The organism is Paenibacillus sp. JT22N12 (assembly GCF_056269365.1).
This window is the reverse complement of record NZ_JBWDNU010000009.1, coordinates 23,836-50,443: the sequence shown is the minus strand read 5'-3', so window position 1 is coordinate 50,443 and position 26,608 is coordinate 23,836. Positions and strand designations below refer to the sequence as shown.

Sequence of the window (26,608 nt, the reverse complement as noted above, 5' to 3'; positions counted from 1 at the left end):
AGACTACTTCGACACCGATCTGAAGACGATCCAATGGACCGTCACCGGTTATACGCTGGCCTTATCCGCCGTTATCCCGCTTGCTGGCTGGATGAATGATAATTCGGCTCCGATTCGCTCGTATGCAAACAGCCTTGGCCGTTAGTCGGCCAAGGCTGTTTTTTGCTGATTATGCTAGTACAAGGACTGTTCCGCGCCGGCTCGGTACTGTGGGGCTTCCCGCTGGACATGACACAACTTATCGTCCTCCGCGCCATCCAGGGGATCGGGCTTCTTGATGGGGATTGGCATATTCGGCGCAATCACCTGCATTCCGCTGTTCTCGCAAGCCGTTTTGGGTTCTGGAGGTTCTTTATCACTTCTAATTAGTGGTATATTTATTTAGAAGCGGATTAATAGACTTAAATCCGGGAGCAAGCTGCAAATAACCCATTTGGAGTTGGTGGAAGGAGGAGTAAAAATGAACTTTTCGAAACTGGAGGATTATCTGAATCGTTTTTACATGGAGAAAAACATTCCCGGCGTGGGTTTTGCAATGTATTACAAGCACAAGCCTGTCTTTGAGTACTATGCAGGATTTTCCGATGTAGAGAATCAAATCAAATTCGGAGCCGATACGATTTTCAGGCTCTATTCAGCGACCAAAGTCATAACCTGTACGGCGCTCCTGCAATTGTTCGAGGCTGGAAGGTTTAAGCTCAGCGATCCGCTGCACGCGTATATTCCCGAGTACAGGAACATGACCGTCCGGCACATTCTGAAGGATGGGTCGGAGGAGGTGCGTCCCGCGCAGAACAACATCACTATTGAGCATCTGTTTAGCATGACGGCGGGGCTTGACCAACGGGATACCGGGGAGACCCGAAAAGTTATCGAGGAATCAAAAGGCGAGGGCAAAACGCTGGATGTTATCAAGGCGCTTGCCAAAGAACCGCTGATCTTCGAGCCGGGTACACATTTCAAATACAGTGCCTGCCATGATGTATTGGGTGCGCTTATCGAGGTGCTGTCGGGCAAGACCTTCGGAGCCTATCTCAAGGAGAATATTTTTGACAGGATCGGTATGAGCGAGACTTCTTTTGCTCTGAAGGACGAGAAGCGCTTCTGTAAGCTTTACAATAAATTCAATGGAAAGACGCATACTGCCGAGAGCATAGGGGAGACATTTGTCCTCCAACCAGGCAGGGCTTATGAGAGCGGCGGCGGCGGACTCTACTCTACCGTAACCGATTACATCTTGTTTGCCGAGGCGTTATGCAATTATGGCCTGGCGTCAAACGGCGAGCGCATCCTAAAAAAAGAGACAGTCAATGAGATGAGGACAAAGCGCTTGTGCCAAGAGGCGCAGCAGGATTTCGCCAAATTCGGCGGAGTGAGCAAGAACGGCTACAGTTATGGTCTTGGCGTACGGACGCTGGTGGATAGGGAGGAAAACAACTCTTTGAGCCAAAATGGCGAATTCGGCTGGGATGGCGCCCGCGGATGCTATGTTGTCATTGATCCGGAGGCAGAAGTGGCATTGTTCTATGCACAGCAAGAGGGAGGCTCGCCATGGTATCGCTGGCACGGGACGATACGAAATTACGCCTATGCCAGCGTCTGGGGAGATTAACCACTATAATATTGGTTATGAAAGCGGTTAACCAGTGCAGCAAGATGAGCAAAAGATCCCGTCAAACACAATATTACATAAAACAGGTTGGTTCCCTTGACCGGGAGCCTAAGCTGCCTGTTGAAGCCATTAGGCAAATCTATCAAGGGATCAACAAAACAGGAAAAAACATGAAAGAGGGCGTATCCAGGGATACGCTCTTTTTTAGCGCAGTTTAATAAAAGATATGGAATTTATTTGCATTCATATCAACCTCTCGTCTACTTCCATTTTATATAGTTTTGGAGCTTACACCAATGATTTTACATACGCATTTCTATCTTTCCAGGCAGAGGAGCTCTAACAGGGGGCTGTGTTTTTCGGTAACTTATGGCTTAATAAGGGAGGGAATATTTTAGTATTAAGGAAGGAGATGGCCTTTGAAGATAGTCGGTTTTTGGCGAAGATCGATATTTATACGGCTTGTTCTTACCTTTCTGATCGTTATGGTACCGCTGTACGGAATCGGCATCAGTATGTACAAATGGGGCGTTACCGCGATCAAAAGGGAAATACTCAATACAAAGGCAGCCCAGATGTCCTACTATCTGGATAAACTCGAAAAGGAGATTCAGGGACTCAAGCTGGTACAGTCTGATACGCTTTACAATGACGATATTAACCGGCTGGCCAATAGTGTTCCGTTCATGGACAATTACGAACGCGGCTATTATTTAAACAAGCTGCAGCAGAGGCTGAGTGCGATTAAAAACGGCAGTAATTACATTGAAAATGTAATCGCCTACATTCCATCCATAGGGCGGACAATTCCTGCAGAAGGCAGTATAGAAGATTTGCAGGAATCGGATTTGAAATGGATGACGTTCTTCGACAATTCGACTCCTTCGCAGTTGATTTATAGTGATGAGCAGCTGCTTCTTAACGCTTTTTTTCCGCCCAACTACATCAAGAAAAGCCCTCAGCCTTTATATGCTGTGCAGATCAAGCTATCCCTCCCCCGGCTCAAGGAGTCTCTGCAGCAATTCAACCTGAACGAGAATAGCGGTTCATTCCTTGTGGATGCCCGCAAGCATTTGCTGATTTCAGACAACAGAGCAGCGCCAACTCAGGAACGTATCCGCGTGCTGATAGGCATTTCCGACAGCGGCAGCGGTTCAATTACGATTAAAGGAGAGCGTTACCTTTATATTTACCGCACTTCATCCTATATGGGTCTTACACTGGTCAGCTATATTCCGGAAAGCTCTCTGTTTGCCGGGCTGGGAAAATACGAATTCTCGTTCTGGCTGCTTTCTGTTGGGGTACTATTGATCATCATTCTTTTTTCGCTGACGATTCTCCGCTTTATCAGGATGCCGCTGCATACTCTGATCAGAGGGTTTAAACGGCTTGAAAAAGGAGACATGGATTTCTCGATCGGTCATCGCTATGAAGACGAGTTTGGTTTTCTCTATGACAGATTCAATTCTATGCTCGGACGGTTGCGATCGCTGATCGACCAGAATTATAAGCAGACCATCATGGTGCAGCGGGCGGAGCTGAAGCAGCTGCAAGCCCAGATAAACCCGCATTTTCTCTATAACAGTTTTTTTATCCTTTACACGATGACCAGGCGGGGCGAATATGAGCAATTAATGAAATTTCAGCTTCAGCTGGGGGAATATTTCCAATTTGTAACCAGAAATGCTTCGGATGAGGTAACCCTTGAGCAGGAAGTAAACCACGCACGAACCTATTGCGACATACAGTCGATGCGATTCTCCAACAGAATCCGGGTGGAGTTCGGCGAGCTGCCGCCGGCCTATGCAAACGTAGTTGTGCCGCGGTTAATTCTGCAGCCCATTATTGAGAACGCTTTCGAGCATGGTCTGGAGAATCTGGAAGAGAACGGTCTGCTGAACGTCCGGTTCCTTCCGGAGAAAGACGGATTGCTCATTGAAGCGGCGAATAACGGGGCACCGATGACAGACGAACAGCTCCGCAAATTCGAGTCCGATATAGAATCGAACGAACACGCGGAAGTCACAGGCTTGATCAATATACACCGGCGGATCAGGCTGCTTCTCGGGAACGGGTGCGGTCTCAGCATTGCAAGCGGCAAGTTCGGTGTTGTGGTAACGATCCGGCTGGCAACAATCTGAACAAGAAGGGGGATTCCGATGTATACGCTTTTGATAGTCGATGATGAACCGATTATCGCCGACGGCTTGTATGAAGATTTCAAGGATTGCGGTGAATGGGAAATGGATGTGCATCGCGTCTATTCCGGGAAGGGAGCGCTCGAGCTGTTGGGCCGGATGAAAGTCGATATTATCATTTCGGATATTCGTATGCCTGGCCTGGATGGAATCGGCTTGCTTCATCATGTTAGAAGCAATTGGCCATCCTGCCGTGTGATCTTTTTAACCGGTTTTAAGGAGTTTGACTACGCGCATCACGCCATGGAGAACGGTGCAGTCCGATATATTCTGAAAACGGAAGGGTATGGCAAGGTAAGGGAGGCCGCTCGGCAGACCATAGCGGAGATTGAGCGGTCGCTTCGTGCCGAAGCGTTGATTGCCGAGGCGGAAAAAAGGCTTCAGGTATTGAACGAGATGATGCTGCAGGACATGCTGGCAGCCGCGCTATGCAAAGAGATGGAGGCTGGTCCCGCCATTGCCGAAGAGCTGATGCGGATCGGCCTGCCTCTCAATCCCTTCAAGCCGGTCTGGATGGCCGTCTGCCGATTCGACACGCCATTCCCGCCGGTTCCGTCAGGATATATGGCCAGGAAGGCATCGGTCGAAACGATCCGTCTGATTGCCGAGCAGTATTTTTCGCCACTTGTGGAGAGTGTCATGACCGCTTCCGGTTCGAATCTGATGGCATGGCTCCTGCAGGCGAAAAATACAAGCAACGGGTCTGAATTCTCCGGCCATCGGGATGAGCAAATCGGACTGTTCATCCGTGAAACGCTCGAAACCATCCAGAGGGCAGCAAAGGAAACGACGGAGCGGACGGTTTCGTTTGCGGTCTGCACGGAGACTATTGAATGGGAGCGGATTGCGGAAGCGTATCAATCGCTCGCTCTCCTTCTTGATTACCGATTGGGTGCAGGTACGGAGATGCTTCGTACCGATAAGCAGGAGTCACGGTCCCAGGATATTGTCACTAAGGTCAAAGTCTATATTGACGCGCATCTTCACGAGGATATTTCTCTTGTGAGGCTTGCGGAGCTTGTTCATTTCAATCCAACCTATCTGTCCCGCTTCTTTAAACAACAAACCGGTCTTAACCTTTCCGAATTCATCCAGACTGTCCGGCTGGACCGGGCCAAGCAGCTGCTGGCTGATTCTGAGAACCGCATCCACGACATTGCAGCATCGCTCGGATATGGTTCTGCTTCGAACTTTGCCCGTTCCTTCAAGAAGTTGACGGGTCTCGCCCCACAGGATTACAGAGATGCATTTTGCAGGTAAACAAATGAATGGGGCGTAAAGAAATGATGATATGAAAACGCTTTAATCTTTTCTATAATGAAAACACGGTGGCCACTGTAAATAATGATTAAAGGGGAACGTGCATGAAGAAGAAAGTTTCATACACCAAAATTTTCCTTATTGCTGTCCTGACGGCTGCAATTCTGGTTCTTACGGCCTGCGGAGATAACGCGACAACGAACAAAGAAAGCGATGATTCATCGCAAGCAAGCAATACATCGAACGACAACACGGGGGAAGCAGCCGTCACTAATGGCGAAGACGCGAAGGGAATATACGAACCTCCGATTACCGTTACATCGGTTATGGGCTTAAGCGATCAGGTCCAGAAAGCCGTCGCCATCAAGCCCGATGTTGCGAGCGACAATATATGGACCCGAGGCTATGAGAAGGAATTGGGAATCAAGGTCAACTATCTCTGGACGGTACCCGGGGCACAAATGGAACAAAAAATGAACGTGGCGATTTCTGCAAACGATTTGCCGGACATCATCCCTGCCAACTCACGTCAATTCAAGATGCTGGTTGATACGGGTGTGGCCATGGATATCACGAAACTGTTTGATCAGTACGCCTCCGATTTTACAAAGGAAATGATGGAAGCCGACAAGCAAATCGGTTTAAATCAGGCTACTGTGGAAGGCAAACTGATGGGTCTCCCGCAGCTGAATGGGGCTATTGATGCAGCATCGATGATTTGGATCCGGACGGATTGGCTGAAAATTCTCGGTCTGGAGCCTCCAAAGACAATGGACGATGTAATGAAAATCGCGGAGGCGTTCACTAAAAACGATCCGGACCAGAACGGAGTCAATGATACCTACGGACTTGGGCTCGTGAAGGACTTGATGGGCGGTTTTGCCGGGCTTGACGGTTTCTTCGAGGGCTATCACGGTTACATTAACGGGTGGATAGATGACGGATCGGGCAATCTTGTCTTTGGGGGGATACAGCCGCAAATCAAGAGCGCACTCGCCAAGGTGGCGGAACTGTACAAGAACGGATATATCGACAAGGAATTTTCCGTCAAAGACACCGCGAAGGTCGCCGAGTCGGTAACGGCTGGCAAAGTCGGAATGCAATTCGGCCAGCATTTCAACCCGTTCTACCCGCTGCAGGATGCGAAGAACAAGGACCCGAAAGCGGATTGGCAGGCGTTCCCGGTCGTTTCAGCAGACAGTGTACCCGCCAAGCCGATGATTAACGGCTCTGCAGGCACGTTCTACGTCGTCAACAAGAATATGAAAAATCCGGAAGCAGCGATCAAGCTTTACAATTATTTCTATGCCAAAGACCCGGCGATCAGCCCGGAATTCGATCCCGCTTATCACGGCAAGAACGGCGAGCTCGAAAAAGCGCCGGATCAAAGCTTTCAATTGGCCACTATGTCGACGTTCTACCCGCAGCAGAACCTGTTCATCCATCAGAGCGTGAACAAGTATTTCAAGGAAAAGGATCAATCGGTCTTGGAGAATTACTGGGTCAAGGATAACGTGGAACAGATCGAGAAGTACAAGGCTGGCGATAATAAGCTCTGGAGCGCCTACGCTTGGGCGGGTCACGACAACAGCGCATTCAACGTGATCGACTACTACGACAAGAATAATCTTTTTTTGCAAAACGGCTATATCAAAACCGATACGGACTCGACTACTCAAAAGGGAGCGACGCTTAAGCAGATGCGCGACGAGACGTTCACGAAAATCATTATGGGAACGGCGCCCGTCGATGAGTTCGACGCTTACGTGACGAAATGGAAGAAGCTCGGCGGGGACGACATTACCAAAGAAGTCAATGCAGCCAAGTAAGGTCAACGAAGCCGGTTGGATGGATGAAATCGCTCCTTCAACCGGCTATAAATAGAACGGGGAGTGTAAAGGGAATGGCGATTAGACAAACCGCGGCTCAAACCGGTAGTTATACCAAACGTGCGCGTGCCGCAGCGAAATTCAGGCAGCAGTTTCCAATGCATCTCATGCTGCTCCCGTGTATTCTGCTGGTCGCGGTCTTCAGCTACTATCCGATGGTTGGCATACTGATCGCATTTCAGAACTACAATCCGACGAAAGGGTTCTTTAACTCGAAATTCGTCGGCCTCGAGAACTTTGACTATGTTTATGCGATGCCGGAGACGATGCAGGTGCTCTGGAATACGATCTTTATCGCGCTGCTGAAGATCATTTTCGGGCTGCTCGTACCCGTCATATTTGCGATATTGCTTGATATGGTACGCCGCAGCTTCGTCAAGCGATCCATTCAGACGCTGATTTATATTCCGCACTTTTTGTCCTGGGTCATTCTGTCGGGCATCCTGGTTGATATTTTGTCCCCGACTGACGGCATCATCAGCTTCATGCTGAAAGGAATGGGAATCGAACCTGTTTTTTTCCTGGCAAACGAGAGAATATTCCCTTATATCCTGGTCGTTACCGATGTTTGGAAGGAGTTCGGCTACGGGACGATTATTTATCTGGCGGCGATCACATCCATTAACACCTCGCTCTACGAGGCTGCCGTCATGGACGGCGCCAGCCGTTTCCGTCAAGTGCTGCATGTCACCATTCCGGGTATTATGCCCATTGTTGTGCTGATGGCGACGCTCAGTCTCGGCAACGTGCTGAACGCAGGCTTCGAGCAAGTGTTCAATCTGTACAGCCCCGTCGTATACAAGACCGGCGACATCCTGGATACATTCGTTTACCGGATCGGATTGCTGAACAGCCAATATGGCGTTGCTACCGCGGTCGGGCTGTTCAAATCAGTCGTTTCGTTTGTTTTCATCGTCGCGGGCTACAAGCTTGCCTCCAAATTCGCAGGCTATCGCATTTTCTGACAAAGGAGCGTGCAGCATGCATCACCAAACGTTCGGCGGCAAAGTATTCGAAGGCATAAATTATCTACTCCTTGCTGCCAGTGCGCTGCTATGTATTTTTCCGATTATCCACGTGTTGGCCGTGTCCTTCAGCAGCAGTACCGCAGCTGCTGCCGGAGAGGTGACGCTATGGCCTGTCGACATTAACCTAAGCTCTTATAAATATGCACTTAATAATCCGCAGTTTCTCACCTCCTTCCTTGTAACGCTGGAGCGTGTGGCACTCGGCGTTTCTGTCAATATGCTGTTGACTATTTTCGCGGCCTATCCTTTGTCAAAGGAACGCGGTGATCTGTATGGGCGGAATGTTTATTCGTGGTACCTGTTTATCACGATCATTTTCAGCGGCGGACTCATTCCCTGGTATATGACAGTTAAGCAGCTTGGCCTGCTGGACTCGGTGTGGGCGCTGATTCTGCCGGGTGCGGTCCCTGTATTCAACGTCATCATTTTGCTTAACTTTTTCCGTCAGCTCCCGAAGGAGATCGGCGAATCGGCCTTCATCGACGGCGCGGGTCATTGGACCATTCTAAGTCGAATTTATTTGCCGCTTTCGAAGCCGGCTCTTGCGACATTAGTGCTCTTTACCTGTGTAGGGCACTGGAACTCCTGGTTTGACGGGCTGATACTGATGAGCTCGCCGGATCATTATCCACTGCAATCCTATCTGCAGACGATCATCGTCAACCGCGATATGTCCCTGTTTACGACCGCCTCGCAGGAGGAACTCAAGACGTTGTCCCAGGTGTCCGACCGCACATTGAAATCGGCGCAGATTTTTATCGCGGCAGCTCCGATTCTGGCCGTGTATCCGTTTCTTCAGAAGTATTTTATGAAAGGTATTGTACTCGGCAGCGTGAAGGGTTGATGCCAGTTTGGAAACTATTGCTTTTCATACGTTTATATCAGGAGGGCTTCGCATGAAGAACATGAAGAACATGAATAACTATGATGTAGCCGCTTATGTCTGGCCGGCTTATACGGGGGACGAACCCAGAACCAGGATGTTCTGGCCGGAAGGAATCGGAGAGTGGCAGTCCGTCAAAAATGCCGTGAGAAAATTTCCGGAACACGATTGGCCGAGGAAACCTTTATGGGGATATGTTAATGAAGCGGATCCTTATGTGATGGAAATGCAAATTAATGCTGCGGCAGACCACGGAGTCAATGTGTTTATCTATGACTGGTATTGGTATGACAAGCGGCCTTTCCTGGAGCAGTGTTTAAATAACGGCTACTTGAAAGCGCGAAACAATGACAGGGTTAAATTTTACTTGATGTGGGCGAATCACGACGTCAATCATACATGGGATATCCGGCTTTCTCATATGCAGGATACGGTCATCTGGGAGGCGTCGGTTGATCGGCCCGAGTTCGAACGAATTGCCAACCGGTTGATCGCCGAATACTTCAAACACCCGTCATACTACACCATCGACGGCAAGCCTGTATTTATGATTTACGATCTGGCAAATTTAATGAAGGGCTTGGGAGGAGCAAGCGCAACCAAAGACGCGTTCGAATGGTTCCGAAACCGGGCGGTAGAGGAAGGGCTTCCGGGACTTCATCTTCAATTGACCCTATGGAGCGAGATGAGTTTCAATCTTAGCGGCGTCGATGGCGGCAAAGAGGCAACGACAAGCGAAGTTGTCACTCTGCTGGGATTTGACAGCTTGTCCCACTATCAGTTTGTGCATTTTGCAAATATCGACAGAGACTATGGTGACATTATGAAGGATGTCGTTCAGGAATGGCAGCGGATTGACCAAGCCTCTGACATTCCTTATTTCCCGCATATTTCAATCGGATGGGACAACAATCCGCGATTTCAGGAATTCCGTCCCGGCATTGTGAAGCAGAACACGCCGGACAATGTGCAAAAGGCGCTTCAGCTGGCCAAGCAATATGCCGACAGTCATCCAGGGCAGCCTCCGCTGATCACCATTAACAGCTGGAACGAATGGACGGAAACCAGTTATCTTCAACCGGATGACCTATATGGGTACGGCTATCTTGAGGCAGTGAAGCAAACCTTCAAGAAGTAACAGGGCCAACTTCTGTTATATAGAAGAGACGTGGCCGAGAGAGTAGTAAACTTCCTTTATATGGTAATTTTTGATGGTTTCACACCTGCTTTTTTCGTATTTTTCAAGCGATGCGTCGGACTCCATTAATTCAACAAAGCAGCCGGTTCCAGACTTTTTTATCACGTGACAGAGGCAGCCGGGTTCAACCGGCTGCCTTTTTGGCGCGCGCGATCGGGCAGCATTCCCGGGGAATGGTTTTGGCTATCGAGATGGGATAGGCCTTGGACTTACGATGGCCTGCAGGCAAGTTTTTACAGCAACGAAGTTTACGACCGGTATGGGCCGGGGCTGCATAGAGCTCCTGACGGGCACCGGGAAATGATTGTCGAATGTGCTGATGTTTTGATATACTGACCATAACTTTCTTGAAGGACGTCTCTCGTGGGCTGCACAATCAGCCTCGCGGCTAAGAAGAGACGTCTTTTTTTCCACCTTATAGGAATCTATTTAATTAATTCATAGAGTTTTGGAGGCGCATTCATTGAACCGCAGCTTATTGACCAGGCTATCCCTGAAGAAGCGGCTTCTCATCATTATTCTGACCAGCTCGCTTATCCCGTTGGCCTTAATTGGAACTCTTTCGTACTATAAAATGTATTCCATGCTGGACAACAAAATCGAGTCAGGCGTGCAAAATAACTTGCAGCAGGTTGAACTTTCGCTGGAGAACACGTTATCCAACCTGAATCATGTTACACAGCAGCTAGCATTTAACGGAAGTATTGGACAAGATTTACAAAACTATCTGGATACAGCGGATGTATATGAAAAATCGCGATTGGAGAAGGAGCTCGTCAACGAGCTCAATATTATTAACTTTGCCAATCCGTCGATCGGGCTGACCTTCTATTATTTTAAGAACGACCATCGCTTTTTATTTGAGAACTTCCCGATCAAAAAAGATTTCGATTTGGACAGCTTGCCCATTCTGCAGCAGTATGACAGCATCACTTATTATGGTCCGCACAAAGCCAGCAACCGGTTTGACGACAATAACGTCATCTCCGTCTTCCGGCAGGCCAATATCCCGGATCGGGACGATGTGTACGTATATATTGAAACCGGATTCAAATTTGCCGAGAAAATATTGGAGAGCAGCCAGGATGGCATGCAGGTCGACCATCTGATCGTCAATGATCAGGGTTTGGTCAGCTACAGCGAGAATCCGGCTGATTTTCCTGTCGGCACGATGTATCCGGACGAGAATGTACCGGGCAAATCCTTGAAGCATAAGGGATATTATTTATTTCGGAATGTCAGCAATCAGGGCTGGAGCGTTGTTTCCGTCATCCCGCAGTCGGAGTACAGCAAGGAAATATCGGAATGGATCAGGCAGTTTGCCGGCTTCTCCCTATTGTCGATTGCCGTCAGTCTGCTGCTTGGCTGGCTGCTCTGGCGGATGGTGTACGTGCCTCTTACGAAATTCAATAAAGAGATCATGCAGCTGACAAACAAAAACTTTCATTCTGAGATTAAGACTTCGCAAATTCCCGAGTTCGATCATCTGCTGCATCAATTTTGGAATATGCGCAGGCGGATCTGGGAGCTGCTTGCCGAAGTGGAGCAGAAGGAGAAACGAAAAGCCGACCTTGAGGTCGAAAAGCTGATGTACCAGATCAATCCGCATTTTCTCTATAATACTCTCGATACGGTTTGCTGGCTTGCGCGCCTGAACGGCCAGGACGAGATCGACGGTCTTGTTACGTCACTCAACAAGCTGCTCCATTACAATCTGGACAAGCAGGGACAAGAAACGACGATCCGGCAGGAGATCGGCGCACTGAAGGAATATTTGAATTTGCAGCAGATACGCTATGATTTTCGCTTTGGCGTGGAAATTGATGCTGACGCAACCATCGAAAATCTGGACATTCCCAAGTTTATTCTGCAGCCTCTTGTGGAGAACGCCTTATATCACGGATTGGGAGACGATGGGGTGATACAGGTGCGGGTCAACCTGGAAGGATCGTCCCATGTCGTCCTCTCGGTAACCGATAACGGAATCGGGTTATCCGGGGAAACCATTCATAAGCTGCTTCATAATGAGCGCGGCGAGAACAAGAAGATGGGGTTTGGCATCGGTATCAATTACGTCAAGCGCGTGCTGTCATCGCGATATGGATCGGAAGCCGTAATACAAATGAAAAGCAACGAGAGCGGAGGTACCACCGTTCTGCTTCGCATTCCTTTACAAAAGGCTGGTGTTTGAGATGAACGTATTGATCGTGGATGATGATAAATTGGTCCGCAAAGGGCTGATGGTTCTGATGCCCTGGGGGCAATTCGGGCTGCAGGTTATCGGAGAAGCGGCTAATGGCGAGGCAGCCCTTCAATTTCTGCAGAATAATGATGTCCATATGCTCGTTACCGATTTGGCCATGCCGGTCATGTCGGGCATCGAATTAATGCGCACCGTCCGCATCCGCTTCCCGGATATTTGGTTGATCGTCCTGACGTTCCATCAGGATTTCGAATATATTCAAGAATCGCTCCGGCTCGGCGCAATCGACTATATCGTGAAGACGCAGCTGGAAAAAGAGAAAATGGAGGATGTGCTTGCGCGCATTATGGGGAGGATTGCCGAAGAAACCGGGAAACGTCCGCCAGCGGGCCGGTTCCTGCCGGAGGAGAACGAGAAGCTTCAATTTCAGAGCGGGACCGGTCTTGTCTTATTATCCCTGACTCCCCGGCAGGACAGCGAATGGACTAAACGGCTGCCGGTTAGGCCGGGAGACTTTATGACGGAAGTGGAACAGGATATATGGCTGTGGGTCCAAGGCGATAGCGATGCCTTGTCGCTGCAGGGTGAGGATTTGCCGGAACGGCTGCAGGTCGAGCCCGATATTGTCCTGATACGACTGCCCGATATTGAGGGCTTCGACAGAGGAGAGGCCGTCAAATGGCTGAGGGAATTCCGCAGCCGGGGATTGCTGTACGAATTGGAGGCAGGTAAGCGGCTGTACGATATCTCTATTGTATCGGAGCAGGAGAACTGGCCGATCGTGTTCGAAGACGATGTGCGTGAAATGCATAAACGGTGGTCATCGCTCAGCTGGGTAAACAATGATCTGGTATTCAACGAGTGGTTGACTGATCTGAAGCTGATGCGGCTGCCGAAGGAGAGGCTGGAGAGTATCTTCTACTCCGCTGTACGGGAATGGGAACGGACGCTCTCCGCCGATACGATATCCGGAAGCTACCGGATCGGCAGCTTATTGTATTGGTACGAGTGGGAGGAATGGCTCCGCGAGACGCGGCGGAGCATGATCGCCTTAACGAATAAATCAATGTACTCCGGGTCGATCGTGGACAGCATTCTCAAGGCGGCCGACCTGATTGCACAGGATATTACGCTGCAGACCGGTCTTGTCGAAATGGCCAGCACGGTTCACATGAGCCGCAGCTATTTCAGCCAATGCTTCAAGGATATTATCGGGAAGCCCTTCAATGAATATGTCCGCGACCGGCGGATTGCCAAAGCGGAGGAGCTGCTCGCACAGACGGGAATCCCGATCGTGATGATCGCGGAGAGAACCGGTTACCCGAATGAAAAATATTTCAGCCGGTTATTCCGCGAGCAGACGGGTCTGACGCCAAGCGAATACCGCCAGAAGCAGCGGGGTGCACTATCATCCAAAAAATAGCCATAAATCATCTTTTAGATAGGGATAGAGGACGTATATATAAGTACGATCGTATACGAGATTATGGACGCTTGAGCTCCCGACGGGAGTTTTTTTCTTTTATAATGAAAACGCTAGCAAAATATTCAATCCAAAAAAGGGTGGGAGAATATGAAAGTTGTGAAAATGCTCGGCCTTGTGTTGGCCGCCTCTCTTGTTTTTGCGGGATGCAGCAGCAATAACGCCTCTGATACAAACACGGGTGGGCAGCAAGCATCCGACAATACGCCTGTGGATCCGTTTCGTTTGCCTGAGCCGGTAGAGATTCAGATCATCAAGTCCGTCCTTCCGGACCTGACCATGAAGGAAGGCGAGACGATCGAGGACAATGAGTATACCCGGTACGTTTATGAAAAAACGAACATTAAAACCAAGGTCATGTGGTACGCTTCTTCGACCGATTATGATCAAAAGATGCAGCTTGCCGTCGCAAGCAACGACATGCCCGACATGATGGTAGTGGATGAGAAGACATTCCGCGCCATGGCGGCATCGGATCAGCTTGAAGATTTGACGGATGTGTACGAGAAATACGTGACGCCGGAAATCCGGAAGTTCTACCAGGCTACCGACAACAAGGTGATAGACGCCGCGACCTACGGCGGGAAATTGCTGGCGCTGCCAAGCGTGGGCATTCAAGCCGATGCCCCTTCTATGCTCTGGGTCCGTCAGGATTGGCTGGACAAGCTGGGCCTTCAGCCGCCTAAGAACATTGAGGAATTGAGGGCCGTGCTCAAAGCGTTCGTGGAGAAGGATCCTGACGGAAACGGCGCCGCCGACACGATCGGCTTAACCGGCAACAACGTAACGCTCTCCGCCCAGGGCGGCGGCCTGCATGATTTCAAAGGGATCTTCAATGCATTCAATTCGTATCCCTTGACCTGGGTAAAGGATGAAGCAGGCAATATCGTATACGGCTCGACGATGCCTGGAGCCAAGGAAGCGCTGAGCGTTATCCGCGATATGTACAAGGAAGGTCTTATCGATAAGGAATTCGCGCTGAGGAAAAGTCCGGATGAGCTTGTAGCCAGCGGCAAAGGAGGCGCGTTCTTCGGTCCCTGGTGGACGCCCTGGGCGCTGACCGCCTCAGTAAAGAATGACCCGAAGGCGGATTGGCGGGCTTACATGATTGGGGATAAGGATGGCAAGTACAATATCTCGTCACTGCCTGCAGCCCAGTCTTACCTCGTCGTCAAGAAGGGCTTCAAGCATCCGGAAGCGGCTGTCGTCTATGCCAATATGTATGATCAGGTGTCGCATACACCGGATGAGAAGGCCAAAAATCTGATCGTCGGACATTCCCTTTGGCCGCTTACGATGATTACGGATTACCCTGATGCCGCAACGAAGAAACACGAGCTGCTTCTCGATGCATTGGCAGGCAAGGTGAAGCCGGAAGAATTGGACGGGGAAATGCAATTGGTATACGAGCAGGCGCTCAAGGATAAGGCAAATCCAAAAGCGAATGCCGACGATTGGGCAGCGCCTCAGGCTTATTTGGTAGGAGCGGGCGTGCTGGAGCTGGAAATGAATGCGATCGATCCCGTATTCAGCGCTTCAACCAAAACGATGGAGCGGCGGTGGGCCAACCTGCAGAAGCTGGAAAACGAAACGTTCTATAAAATCGTGCTGGGAAGCCTGGATTTGGATGCGTTCGATAAGTTCGTGGAGGACTGGAAAGCCGAAGGCGGCGATACGATTATTAAAGAGATTGAGGAAGAAATACAGAAATAATCCAATGGATTGCATAAAGCGCCAAGGATGGACCGGCGCTTTATGTCCCTCTGCTGTTTCTTCAGGAAATGAGGCGTTAATAGGATGAAGCATAATACTTTTCAGAAGCACTACCACATGATGTTATTGCCGGGAATGATTCTGCTTATTATTTTTAGTGTCATTCCGATGGTCGGCATTGTGCTCGCCTTTAAGGATTTCAAAATGGGGCTGGGCTTTACGAAATCGCCCTGGGTTGGATTGGAAAACTTTAACTATTTATTTGATATGCGCGACAGCAAAACGATCTTTTTCAACACCATTAATATCGCTTTTTGGAAGATTATCGCCAATAGCGTCCTGCCGTTGATTTTCGCCATTCTATTGAACGAAGTAAGGAAAGTAGCCTTCAAACGCTGGGTGCAGACGATCGTCTATTTGCCGCACTTCTTGTCCTGGGTTATTTTATCCGGCATTATAATCGATCTTCTCTCGCTCGACGGGGTGGTTAATAATGCGCTGCAAGCTTTTGGCATGGAGCCTATTATGTTCCTTGGAAGCAATACCCTGTTTCCGTGGATTATCATATCAAGCGATGTTTGGAAGGAATTCGGTTTTAATGCGATTATCTACCTGGCGGCTCTGACCGGAATCAGCCTGACCTTATACGAAGCGGCTGAAATCGATGGTGCCTCATGGCTGCAAAAATTAAGACATGTTACGCTGCCGGGCATTGCACCGACCATCGTGCTTCTCGGAACGTTGAGCATCGGAAACATCTTGAATGCCGGATTCGATCAGATCTTCAATTTGTACAATCCGCTCGTGTATGACTCTGGCGATATTATCGATACGTACGTGTATCGCGTTGGTATTGTACAAGCCCAATTTGGTTTGGCGACTGCGGTTGGATTAATGAAATCGGTAATCGCATTGATCTTGATTTTCATCTCGTACCGGTTGGCCAGCAGATTTGCCAATTATCGCATCTTTTAACCAGAAAGGGGTGGCAAGCTCATGGTTCGTAACAAAACAGGGACGGCGCGTCTGTCACGAGGCACTTTATACCTCCTTATGACCGTTATAGCTGTTCTCTCATTGGCTCCGATTTTGTATACGGTCGCAGTATCCTTTAGTGATAAAGCGGCAGCGGCAGCGGGTAAAGTGACCTTGTGGCCCGTCGGTTTCAACACCTTTGCGTATGACACGATATTGAACGACAAAAATTTTCTCGGTTCTTTTTTCATATCCGTGAAGCGGGTGCTGGTAGGCGGCATCATCAATTTTGTGATAACAGTATCAATGGCATACCCGCTATCCCGTCAGGTCGCGGAATTTCGTTCCCGTGATCTGTACATGTGGTTCATCATTGTGACAATGCTGTTCAGCGGCGGGATCATTCCTCTCTATATTTTGATGAAATACTTGGGAATGTTCGACACCATTTGGGCTCTGGTGCTCCCGACTGCGGTACCGGTATTCAACGTTATTCTGCTGATGAATTTCTTCCGGAGCATTCCCAAGGAATTATCGGAAGCGGGCTATATCGATGGAGCAGGTCCATGGTACATGCTGATGAAGGTATTCATACCTCTGTCCACGCCGGCGTTGGCCACAGTCACATTGTTCAGCATTGTCAGCCATTGGAATTCCTTTTTTGACGGTCTCGTATTTATGCGGAGTATGGATAAATATCCGCTTCAAACGTATATTCAACAGTTTGTCGTTCAAACGAATCTGCAAAATGTATCCTCGGCAGAAAAGATTGAAATGTTCAAAAGGCTGTCCAATCAAACGTTGAATGCGGCGAAAATCGTGATCGGCATGCTTCCGATTCTTCTTATTTATCCATTCCTGCAAAGATATTTTATTCACGGCATCATGCTCGGCTCAGTCAAGGAATAGAACGCCCAGGGAGGACAGGTATGAACGGACAAATTCAACTGACAGGGGAAGAACTCGCGTTCTATCGGGAGAACGGATACTGGATAAGCGGCCGGATCTTCAATGACGAACAGCTGGAACGGTTGCAGAGAGCCCATGACCGTATTTGGGACGGTGATTATGACGGGGACGGCTTTCCACTGTCAGACTGGCATTCGAACGGCAATCCGCTTCAGCTTCGGAAGATGGACAATGCCTGGTGGATTAACGATGAAGTGAGAGAAGCGGTTACCAGCCCGCAGCTTGGGCAGATCGCGGCGCAGTTAATGGGCACTGGCGAAGCGAGGCTGTGGTACGACCAGGTCATTTATAAACCGGGAACCGGGCAGCAGGCCGCGGAGAAATCCGGGAATGTGGGCTGGCATCAGGATTATGCCTATTGGCAATGCACGGATACCGCTAATCTGGTGACGGCTTGGGTGGCGCTGCAGGATACGGAGGTACAGAACGGCTGCATGCTTGTCGTTCCGGGTTCGCACAAGTGGGGACTGATCCCCGCCAGTGATTCGTTCTTCGATCAGGATCTGGATTCCTTGAAGGAGCGGTTCGCCAAGGAGGGGCGGGTGTGGAGCGAGGTGCCGATGATCCTGAAGGCGGGAGAAGTGAGCTTTCATCATGCGTATACGCTGCACGCTTCGGGCCCTAATCTGTCCGATCATCCGCGTCTGTCAGTCGTTGCGCATCTGATGCCGGGGAATACGGTTTACCGGAACAAAGGGCAGAATGTCGATAACATCCGCCTGCTTGGACCGCGGCCCAAAGAAGGGCAGCCTTTCGATAATGCCTACTTCCCGAAATTGTGAATGATATTAAATCGAATAAATGGAGGAATTCAAATGAAAATTCAACTGACGGAACAAGAACGTTCGACCAGACAATTAAATCCGGAGACATTGGAAATTGCGGTTGAGCAGGTAAATACCAATGGGTATATTCTATTCGAAAAAGTGCTGAGCGATGAGAAAATCGCCCATATCCGCAAATCGTTCGATCCGCTTTTCGATGAATTTATTGAACGTAAAGGCTTCAATACGGGGACGAATCGCGCGCAAATGTTTCTCCCATTCATGCAGCCTTTCATCGACGAGGAGATTATTTGCAATCCGATTGCCACAGCCGTGCTAGACAGCATTCTCGGCGCTGACAACCGCTGTACGTATTTGGCTTCGGACACGCCGATGCCGGGCTCCGACTACCAGCATGTACATTGTGACATCATGCCTCTCTTCCCGGATTTGTCGATTCCGCTGCCGACCTTCAGCCTGGTTGTAAATATTCCGCTGGTCGATGTTACGGAAGAGAACGGGCCTCTTGAGGTTTGGCCTGGCGGTACACATCTGAATCCGGACCGGGCAAACCACGACACGCTGGACGGAAGCGTGAATCCGCATCTGCATATCGTGCGTGCGGCTGAACATATGCTTTCCGAGAAGGTGCTCATGTCCGCCGGTTCGATTGTGATTCGCGATATCCGGATGTGGCATCGCGGAACCCCGAACATCTCCAACGACCGCCGTACGAATCTGGCCATGATTTTTAACAAGAGCTGGTATGGCGGAGGCTCTTATATTCCGATCCCGCAAGAAACATATGATCAGCTGCCGCAGAAAGCCAAGGAAGCGTTCCGCATGGAGAAAATCGGTTTCCCGGCCAAGATGCCCTGGGAGTAATGGAGGATATAATGAGAATTTATCTTATTGGCGCAGGTGTAATCGGCCGGTATCACGCGGAGGCCATACGCAAGCTTCCCGCTGGCGAGCCTGTGGAGCTGAAGGTTGCAGATCCGAACGCGCAGGCGCTTGCGGGGTTCACAGAAATGTTTCCCGAGGCGAAAAGCTATTCTGATGCGCGTACGATGCTTGCTGAGCCGGCGAGAGAGGACGATATCGTCATAGTCGGCACGCCTCCGTTCACGCACTTTGAATTATCGCGGATGGCGCTGGAATCCGGCCGTCATGTATTATGCGAGAAACCGCTGGTGATGAACGGCCAGGAAGCCAAGGTGCTGCTAGAGACCGCAAAACGGCATAACCGCATGCTGGGATGCTGCAGCGACCGCTTCCTGGGCCTTTCCAAGACCGAAGAAATCAAATCGATGCTCCACTCGCAAACATTGGGCGAGGTTTATAAGGTGACATTCGTATACCGGAACCAGCGCGCCCGGGCGGGCGTGGAATACCAGAAGGAGAGCAAATGGTTTCTGGACCGCGCCAAGAGCGCGGGCGGGATTCTGATGGACTGGGGTCCTTATGATTTCACAGTGCTCAATGATCTGCTGCAGCCTGAGTCGATTGAAGTTGCTGCAGCCTGGACAAGCAAGCCTGTAACGCAAGCCGATCCGGCGGATACGAAATACGATGTCGAGGGTCATGTCGGCGCGATGCTGAAGTATTGTCTTGCCGGCGGCAAATCCGTATGGGTTCAATATGAGCGGGCATCCTGCACGCACGGCGAACCGTATCATCATGTTGAGCTGGAAGGCACGCTGGGTGCGGTGAAGTGGTCGCCGTATTTTGAAACTGATCAGATTGATTACAAACGGGATAAAGAAGGGCAAGTGGAAACGACGGAGAACCAAATGGCCCATAACGGCCCCTTTACCGTTATGGACCATCCGATCTATTACTTTTATCTGAAAGTCAAAGGACTGGACTCGCAAGCAACCATTAATGAGCAAGCGGTTTTTAATTTTCAATGCCTGCAGGCCATCTATGATTGCGCAGAATCAGGAACGCCGCAGACGGTGCCCCATTCCGTGTTATAGGAGGTTATCAAATGCGCCTGTCACCGGAAGGTAAAAGGAGAGTTGAGGGATGATCATAAAAGGATTTTCGACCGCGATGTACGGTTGGCATGAACGATACCGGTTCGACCGAAGAGAGGCCTCCTGGGATGAAATATTCCGGGAGTGTGTGGCAGCCGGGATGAACGCCGTTGAAATTGATCCGGAGCCGGAGCTCGTAAGTCTGGCCCGGATGTACGGTTTATCCGTCTCCGGTGCCTATATCGGGCTTAATCTTCATGAACCGGCGATTCCTTTCGAGGAGAGCATCATGCCCTTGGCCCGAAGGCTGGCGGAGGCCGGAGGGACGGATCTGATTGTAAATGCGGATCCCAAAGGCGGGTGGGGAGCTGCGCTCCCAAAAACAGAGGACGAATTTAAACGGCAAGGCGAGCATTTGTCGCGCATATCCGCTGCCGCAGAAGAATGGGGGCTGAAGGTCAGCCTGCATAATCATGCGGATGAGAAGCATAATGCGGAAGGCGACCTGCGCAGCGTTATTGAGTACGCCAGAGCAGATGTGGGACTATGCGTGGACACGGGATGGGCGCATGCTGCGGGATACGACCCGATTGAATGGATTCGGACCTACCCGGAAAGAATCGATGCCTTCCATTTAAGAAATCAACGGGGGCAGACTCCAACGGAAGATCTCCTTGAAGGGGACATCGATATGGAGAAGCTGCTTCAAGCACTGTTGGATATCGGATATAACGGCTGGCTGGCCTTTGAGCTGCTGCATAACGAAGAGAACCGGCCTGTGCGGACAATGGCCGAAGATGTCAGAAGATCGGTTGAATTTTTGAAGCGGTTCATCCAGTAGGAGACAGACAAGCGAGAGGGGCATTTGCTTAAACGGCAAATGTCCCTTTTTTATCAATATCGGAAGGGGACCGGAAGCGGGAATAACCACACAGTGAAATCTTTTCGCACAAGTTAAAAGCATTCATAAATATTTGCCCAAGAGCCGGCTGTTGCAGCCGGCTCTTTTTGCTGAACTGGGGCTGTGCCCGGTCCGGAATCAGTCCCTTTGTGTATGCGGAAGATGTAGGGCGTCCATATGTGTGCCCATTAACCTACCGCTACAATGGGGCTGGGAATACTTGCCAAGCTATATTAGTTGTATGAGAATAAAGTAGACAGACTATAGGACTCCTTAACGAATATATAGGGATATTGGAGATGACTGCCCATGCAACCAAAATCGTGAAGTAAAAATAGTACACCAAATCCAAAAATATGCACATTATATAAATCCTTTCGCTTCTGTAAAATGGGTCACAACGGCAGAGGGATGGGGGAAGGGGGGATATGACGGAAACGGAAGCGACATACCAAAGATATCGATAGATTAAGGAGGACACTTGAATGTTTAAACTCATAATTGTGGATGATGAGCTTTGGATCCGGGAAGGTTTGAAACAAACCATAGACTGGGGGGCATACGGTATCCAACTTATTGGAGAAGCCGAAGATGGACGGAAGGCACTCATGCTGATCGATGACAATATCCCGGATATCGTTATTTCCGATATTAAAATGCCCTCCATGAATGGGTTGGAATTAATTGAAGAGCTAAAATTACGCGGCACAGATATTAAGGTGATCTTTATTAGCGGATTCAGCGACTTCGCATATGCCCAAAAAGCTGTCAAACTCGGTGCGTTCGATTATATTCTCAAGCCGATTGAGGAGAAGGTGATGCTTGAGATCATTGAACGGTGTGTCTGCGAAATCATGAAAAAGAAGGAGGATTCATACCGCTTGGAAGAATTGTCAAGCCGGATTAGAGAGAGTTTACCACTCGCAAAACAGAAGCATTTGGAAATGTGTCTAACCCAACCTATGCCGGACAACGAATTACAGATCAAATGGAAAACGTTCCAGATTGAACTGGATCCGAATCGCCTCGTTATTTTGGCTGCCGTAGTGCACGAATGGGGTGAACGAGACATGAATGAGAAGGAATGCTCGCTTATTCGATACGCTCTTGGCAATCTGATGGAGGAGATGATTTCAGGCGATGGCATGCGATGCATCGCATGTCCTTTACATGAGAACGAGTTTCTTGATTTGGCGCTGATTGTTTCTCCACAAGAACATGACAAGCCGACAATGTATGAGCAATTATTCAGATGTGCTTATCGTGTCATCGAAGGAGCACAAAAATATCTGGGCATCCGAATTACCATTGGGATCAGCGATATTTCGGATAGAAAGAATCTTTATTCCGCATTTAAGGAAGCGCTTACAAACAGTACGGGTTATTTATTTGAAGAATCCGGTCATGTCTACGGCCCGGCAATCATGGAAAACAGTTATATGGATGTCAATGCGCCTCCACAATATCCATTGCCGGCAGCGTATGCTGCATTCCAAATGCCGGGGGCGCGACAGTCAGTATCCTTTGCAGGGAGCATACCCGTCGCAACGATTAAACCAGAAGCGCTGGATGCTGCACGCTCTAATCGTCTGCTGCACGCCCTGAAGCTGATGGATGAACATAAATGTTCCGAGCTGCTTGACGATCAGACTGAGCATCTAAGAGAGCTGATCAAACAAACTTCCGCCATTGCGGTTCGATGCGAGATGAACTTGTATATCGGTATTCTTCTTTCCAAATGGCGAGAACTATGCGCCGCTAAGTATACCTCAGAACCCTTCAGCGTTACTCATCAACAGAAGCTTCAGCTTTATCGGTGTCCCCTTAATGAATGGAAATCCACGATCATGAGTGTCTTTTTAACAAAGAATACCACTGTGTCTGTGTCTGGACAGAAACGCATCATCGAAACAGCACTACGTTACATTCATGACAATTATCACCTTGGCATTAGCCTCAATAGTGTAGCGGAACATATATATTTGAACCCCTCTTATTTCAGCAGGCTGTTTCACGCAGAGGTTGGGGAAACGCTTAGCCGTTATCTCATTCGGATTCGGATAGCAAAAGCAAAGGAGCTGCTCGAGCAGACGCTGCTTAAGATTTATGAGATAGCAGATCGCGTAGGTTATAAGGACTTTCGGCATTTTGTCAAAATATTCAAAGAATATGAAGGGATGACACCAGCTCAGTTCCGCAACCACGGTATGTAGAAGAGGAGGAATCAGGACTGTGGCATTCATTAGGAGAATAAAGCTTACCAACGTAGGCATGAGGGTCTTTGGGTTGTATGTCGCCAGTATGCTTATCATTATTACGGTGATGGGCTATCTCTCTTATGTCAAATCCACCGAGATGATGGAGAACAAGATTGGCGGAATGGCTCTTCAGAATGTCCAGCAAATGAGTAAACGGATTGAGAAAATCATCGAAGGATACGAGGATCGCTCGCTGCTGGTCGTAGGCAACAAGGAAATTCAGAAGCAGCTGGATGGAGAGCTGTCTGACGAAATGGAACGAATCGAGAACAACAATAGCAATACGGCCTTTCTATCTAATCTGGTCAATTCAAGAAACGATGTGGATAGCGTTTACTTGTTTGGCGAGAAAGGCTTCTCCTATCATTACTCGCCTAGAGATTCAACCCCTGCCTATAATCCCTATATTTACGATCATTCCCTCGAGCTCTGGTACAAACAAATTCGCGAAGCAGACGGACAAGCGGTTTACTTCGGTATCCGTAAGTCGTTTATTACGCCATGGAAGGCGGAATCCGGGCCCGTGTTCTGCTTCGGGCGGGCGGAGAAGGATTTTAATAGCCGCGGAGAAATTATCGGTGTTACGTTATATGAGATAGATCCCAAAGAGATTATGGATATTCTATCGGAAATCGACTACGACGGATCGGGCATGAATGTCATTATCGACGGAACCGGTCAGATTGTCGGCGACAAGGACGGCATACGCTTATCCAGTATGCTTAGCGTTCAATTGGAACAAAAGCATCAGGGTATATTCAGCAAACGAATCGATGGAGAAAAGGTGCTCGTTGTTTACAACAAGTTGGAAACAGCCCCCTGGACTCTAGTAGGTATGCTCCGCGGCTCTGAGTTGATGAAGGAAGCGAACGATATCCGCTTCTACATGTTATCGCTCGGAGTCCTGTTTTCCGCAATCGGTATCCTGTTGGCCTTAATTATTGCTTCGACGGTTCACCGGCCGCTGCAGAAGATGATTCGGGCAATGCATAAAGCGAAAAACGGCGATTTCGATGTACGTCTCGAGGACAAGCGGGAAGATGAATTCGGTTACTTGTTTATTCATTTTAACGAGATGGTCGCTCATATCAAGGAATTAATCAATGAACTATATGTGCAGAAGTTGTTGGAGCAGGATCTTCAGCTCAAGATGCTCGGCTCTCAGATTAACGCTCATTTTCTATACAATACGCTGGATTCGGTACACTGGATTGCACGGATTAACAAGGTGGACGATATCAGCACTATGGTCTTTGGGTTATCCAGGTATTTGCGGTTGAGTCTCAGCGAAGGCAGGGATGAGGTGTACGTCAGTGAGGTCGTACAGTTGATCGATAGCTATATCATGATTCAGAAGGTTCGCTATCAGGATAAGTTCACTCTTCTCTTGAAAGCAGACACATCGCTTGCGGATTTTAAGGCGCTTAAATTTATATTTCAACCTATCGTAGAGAACGCGATTTATCATGGGCTGGAGAAAAAGACTGGCAAAGGCAGGCTTGATGTAGCATTTATTCGGGAATGCAATTGCTTGAAGTTCATTGTAGCTGACGATGGGGCCGGGATATCGGACGATAAGTTGTCCGAGCTGCAGCTTTTATTAAAAGGTGGGGAACCGCAGGATAATCGGAATTTTGCGCTGCGAAACATTAATTCACAGATTAAAATCGCATACGGGCCTCAGTACGGGATTGAGATCCACAGCCGGTACGGGGAAGGTACTACGGTTACGATGACGATACCGCTCACGAAGAGGGATCAGGTTAAGCATGCCAGCTGAACTCGTTCCATGCAGAAGATGCCGCAACATGCAACGTATTCCATTAATTGTAAGGGGGATTTATGTAAAGATGAGAGAGCTTTTACTTGGTGAGAAAAGCCGTGTATCTTCCATTCTTATCCTCATGATAGCCGTAATCATGTTATTGGCCGCTTGCAGCAGCAAAGAATTTTCATATTCGGAAGCGGACACGGGGACGGCCAATGACAATGGAGATTCGAGTGATGTAAAGAAGAGCAGCGAACCTGTAACGATAAGCTTCTGGTTTCCATGGGGAGGAGGATTTCAGAAAGAATTTTACGATACAGTCGTGAAACCGTTCGAAGTGGTTAATCCGGATATCAAAGTCCAAATGACTTTTGTTGAAAACTCTGATAATACCCAGGCTTCGGATAAATTGCAGACCGCGATTGCAGGAGGCCAGGCACCGGATGTAGCAATGTTTGACCGGTTTATGGTCGGACAATGGGCTGAAATGGATTCTTTGGAGGATTTAACCCGGTATGCCGTCCAGGATGATATGGCAAGCCTCTATTACCCCAATGTATGGTCGGAAACTCAATATAAGGGCAGAACGTACGCCCTCCCTTGGAATATGGACAGCCGTGCTATGTTTTACAACAAATCCATGATGCAGGAAGCGGGCCTTGACCCGGACAAACCGCCGACAACGATAGCAGAGCTGGATGCAATGGCTGAAAAAATGTTCAAAAAAAACAGCAATGGAAGTTACGATCAGGTTGGTATTATACCTTGGATGGCCCAGGGGTTCTTATATACGCATGGTTGGAACTTTGGCGGCCAATGGGAGAAGAACGGAGAACTTATGCCAAACGATCCGCAAATTGTCAAGGCGCTGGAGTGGATTCAAAGCTATGCCAGGAAATATGACAACAAGAAAATGACGAATTTCTCGAATAGTTTGAGGCAAAGCGGACAAAATCCGTTCATGTCCGGCAAAGTAGGTTTTATTTTTGAAGGCAACTGGCTGCTTAACGATATCGATAAGGCGAATTTTGAGTGGGGTGTAGCGCCGATGCCTTCAGAAGAGGGTAACAAATCGGTTACTTGGGCGGGAGGCTGGTCTTTCGTTATGCCCAAAGGAGCCAGGAACCAAGATCAGGCGTGGAGGTTTATTAAATTCATTGCTGGTAAAGAGGGGGCGCTTCTTTGGTCAGGCCGACCGGCTAGCAATTATGATCTGACCTGTATTCCGGAAGTGAACGCACAGCTTGGATTGGATAAGAAGGAAAAAATGAACGTATTCATCAAGCTGCTGGAGCATGCATATATTCGTCCGGTAACGCCTGTGGGCGGATTCATGTGGGATGAGATGTATCGCGTACAAAAGCTGGCAGTCAATCTGCAGGGTGAACCAAAAGCCCTCCTGGGCGAAATGAAAAAGAATCTCGATGCTGAGCTTGCAAAAGTGAAGGCATTGGAAGGGTCGAAGATTGAGCGTACCCATAAAACAAAAATACTACACTAAATACAAACATAGGCACATTACCGAAT

19 protein-coding genes are annotated in these 26,608 nt (G+C 49.0%); all 19 read left to right on the top strand.

Translation table 11 applies throughout. The features are described from left to right. Window positions 1-460 precede the first annotated feature (460 nt). Window positions 461-1,612 carry a serine hydrolase domain-containing protein gene (locus tag AC0YOA_RS26690; protein WP_475789223.1) on the top strand — a complete coding sequence of 384 codons (1,152 nt, stop codon included), beginning with the start codon at window positions 461-463 and terminating at the stop codon, window positions 1,610-1,612. A gap of 419 nt (window positions 1,613-2,031) precedes the next feature. Beyond that, entirely contained in the window at window positions 2,032-3,753 is a 1,722-nt protein-coding gene (locus tag AC0YOA_RS26685) for a sensor histidine kinase (RefSeq protein ID WP_475789222.1), read from the top strand. Between the two features lie 18 nt (window positions 3,754-3,771). Continuing rightward, on the top strand, window positions 3,772-5,070 hold the full coding sequence (locus AC0YOA_RS26680) for a response regulator transcription factor (protein ID WP_475789221.1): 1,299 nt from the start codon (window positions 3,772-3,774) through the stop codon (window positions 5,068-5,070). Between the two features lie 104 nt (window positions 5,071-5,174). Continuing rightward, entirely contained in the window at window positions 5,175-6,899 is a 1,725-nt protein-coding gene (locus AC0YOA_RS26675) for an extracellular solute-binding protein (RefSeq protein ID WP_475789220.1), read from the top strand. A 74-nt stretch (window positions 6,900-6,973) separates the two neighbouring features. Beyond that, window positions 6,974-7,924, top strand: a complete 951-nt coding sequence (locus tag AC0YOA_RS26670; RefSeq protein WP_475789219.1) for an ABC transporter permease — start codon at window positions 6,974-6,976, stop codon at window positions 7,922-7,924. Window positions 7,925-7,940: 16 nt separating this feature from the next. Beyond that, entirely contained in the window at window positions 7,941-8,831 is an 891-nt protein-coding gene (locus AC0YOA_RS26665) for a carbohydrate ABC transporter permease (RefSeq protein WP_475789218.1), read from the top strand. A 52-nt stretch (window positions 8,832-8,883) separates the two neighbouring features. Beyond that, window positions 8,884-10,008, top strand: a complete 1,125-nt coding sequence (locus AC0YOA_RS26660; RefSeq protein ID WP_475789217.1) for a glycosyltransferase WbsX family protein — start codon at window positions 8,884-8,886, stop codon at window positions 10,006-10,008. 523 nt (window positions 10,009-10,531) lie between these two features. Beyond that, entirely contained in the window at window positions 10,532-12,259 is a 1,728-nt protein-coding gene (locus AC0YOA_RS26655) for a sensor histidine kinase (protein WP_475789216.1), read from the top strand. 1 nt (window position 12,260) lies between these two features. Continuing rightward, window positions 12,261-13,694, top strand: coding sequence for a response regulator transcription factor (locus AC0YOA_RS26650; protein WP_475789215.1), 1,434 nt, complete (start codon window positions 12,261-12,263; stop codon window positions 13,692-13,694). Between the two features lie 150 nt (window positions 13,695-13,844). Next, complete coding sequence (locus AC0YOA_RS26645) at window positions 13,845-15,467, top strand: extracellular solute-binding protein (protein WP_475789214.1); 1,623 nt, start codon at window positions 13,845-13,847, stop codon at window positions 15,465-15,467. An 84-nt stretch (window positions 15,468-15,551) separates the two neighbouring features. Continuing rightward, window positions 15,552-16,442 (top strand): ABC transporter permease, encoded by an 891-nt coding sequence (locus AC0YOA_RS26640; RefSeq protein WP_475789213.1) that lies wholly within the window; start codon window positions 15,552-15,554, stop codon window positions 16,440-16,442. A gap of 21 nt (window positions 16,443-16,463) precedes the next feature. After that, the gene (locus AC0YOA_RS26635; RefSeq protein ID WP_475772789.1) at window positions 16,464-17,351 is read left to right on the top strand and encodes a carbohydrate ABC transporter permease; all 888 of its coding nucleotides are present in this window, start codon (window positions 16,464-16,466) and stop codon (window positions 17,349-17,351) included. A gap of 20 nt (window positions 17,352-17,371) precedes the next feature. Beyond that, window positions 17,372-18,193 (top strand): phytanoyl-CoA dioxygenase family protein, encoded by an 822-nt coding sequence (locus tag AC0YOA_RS26630; protein WP_475789212.1) that lies wholly within the window; start codon window positions 17,372-17,374, stop codon window positions 18,191-18,193. A 33-nt stretch (window positions 18,194-18,226) separates the two neighbouring features. Next, on the top strand, window positions 18,227-19,060 hold the full coding sequence (locus AC0YOA_RS26625) for a phytanoyl-CoA dioxygenase family protein (protein WP_475789211.1): 834 nt from the start codon (window positions 18,227-18,229) through the stop codon (window positions 19,058-19,060). An 11-nt stretch (window positions 19,061-19,071) separates the two neighbouring features. Next, the gene (locus AC0YOA_RS26620) at window positions 19,072-20,154 is read left to right on the top strand and encodes a Gfo/Idh/MocA family protein (RefSeq protein WP_475789210.1); all 1,083 of its coding nucleotides are present in this window, start codon (window positions 19,072-19,074) and stop codon (window positions 20,152-20,154) included. 49 nt (window positions 20,155-20,203) lie between these two features. Continuing rightward, window positions 20,204-20,995, top strand: coding sequence for a sugar phosphate isomerase/epimerase family protein (locus AC0YOA_RS26615; RefSeq protein ID WP_475789209.1), 792 nt, complete (start codon window positions 20,204-20,206; stop codon window positions 20,993-20,995). 545 nt (window positions 20,996-21,540) lie between these two features. Next, window positions 21,541-23,268, top strand: a complete 1,728-nt coding sequence (locus AC0YOA_RS26610; protein WP_475789208.1) for a response regulator transcription factor — start codon at window positions 21,541-21,543, stop codon at window positions 23,266-23,268. Window positions 23,269-23,341: 73 nt separating this feature from the next. Next, window positions 23,342-25,093 (top strand): cache domain-containing sensor histidine kinase, encoded by a 1,752-nt coding sequence (locus tag AC0YOA_RS26605; RefSeq protein ID WP_475789207.1) that lies wholly within the window; start codon window positions 23,342-23,344, stop codon window positions 25,091-25,093. Window positions 25,094-25,163: 70 nt separating this feature from the next. Then, window positions 25,164-26,582, top strand: a complete 1,419-nt coding sequence (locus AC0YOA_RS26600) for an ABC transporter substrate-binding protein (RefSeq protein WP_475789206.1) — start codon at window positions 25,164-25,166, stop codon at window positions 26,580-26,582. Window positions 26,583-26,608: the final 26 nt, after the last annotated feature.

Excerpts from the sequence above, each read along its gene's own strand:
- AC0YOA_RS26690 (WP_475789223.1), top strand. The coding sequence starts at position 461 with ATGAACTTTTCGAAACTGGAGGATTATCTGAATCGTTTTTACATGGAG.
- AC0YOA_RS26680 (WP_475789221.1), top strand. The coding sequence starts at position 3,772 with ATGTATACGCTTTTGATAGTCGATGATGAACCGATTATCGCCGACGGC.
- AC0YOA_RS26675 (WP_475789220.1), top strand. The coding sequence starts at position 5,175 with ATGAAGAAGAAAGTTTCATACACCAAAATTTTCCTTATTGCTGTCCTG.
- AC0YOA_RS26670 (WP_475789219.1), top strand. The coding sequence starts at position 6,974 with ATGGCGATTAGACAAACCGCGGCTCAAACCGGTAGTTATACCAAACGT.
- AC0YOA_RS26665 (WP_475789218.1), top strand. The coding sequence starts at position 7,941 with ATGCATCACCAAACGTTCGGCGGCAAAGTATTCGAAGGCATAAATTAT.
- AC0YOA_RS26660 (WP_475789217.1), top strand. The coding sequence starts at position 8,884 with ATGAAGAACATGAAGAACATGAATAACTATGATGTAGCCGCTTATGTC.
- AC0YOA_RS26650 (WP_475789215.1), top strand. The coding sequence starts at position 12,261 with ATGAACGTATTGATCGTGGATGATGATAAATTGGTCCGCAAAGGGCTG.
- AC0YOA_RS26645 (WP_475789214.1), top strand. The coding sequence starts at position 13,845 with ATGAAAGTTGTGAAAATGCTCGGCCTTGTGTTGGCCGCCTCTCTTGTT.
- AC0YOA_RS26640 (WP_475789213.1), top strand. The coding sequence starts at position 15,552 with ATGAAGCATAATACTTTTCAGAAGCACTACCACATGATGTTATTGCCG.
- AC0YOA_RS26635 (WP_475772789.1), top strand. The coding sequence starts at position 16,464 with ATGGTTCGTAACAAAACAGGGACGGCGCGTCTGTCACGAGGCACTTTA.
- AC0YOA_RS26630 (WP_475789212.1), top strand. The coding sequence starts at position 17,372 with ATGAACGGACAAATTCAACTGACAGGGGAAGAACTCGCGTTCTATCGG.
- AC0YOA_RS26625 (WP_475789211.1), top strand. The coding sequence starts at position 18,227 with ATGAAAATTCAACTGACGGAACAAGAACGTTCGACCAGACAATTAAAT.
- AC0YOA_RS26620 (WP_475789210.1), top strand. The coding sequence starts at position 19,072 with ATGAGAATTTATCTTATTGGCGCAGGTGTAATCGGCCGGTATCACGCG.
- AC0YOA_RS26615 (WP_475789209.1), top strand. The coding sequence starts at position 20,204 with ATGATCATAAAAGGATTTTCGACCGCGATGTACGGTTGGCATGAACGA.
- AC0YOA_RS26610 (WP_475789208.1), top strand. The coding sequence starts at position 21,541 with ATGTTTAAACTCATAATTGTGGATGATGAGCTTTGGATCCGGGAAGGT.
- AC0YOA_RS26600 (WP_475789206.1), top strand. The coding sequence starts at position 25,164 with ATGAGAGAGCTTTTACTTGGTGAGAAAAGCCGTGTATCTTCCATTCTT.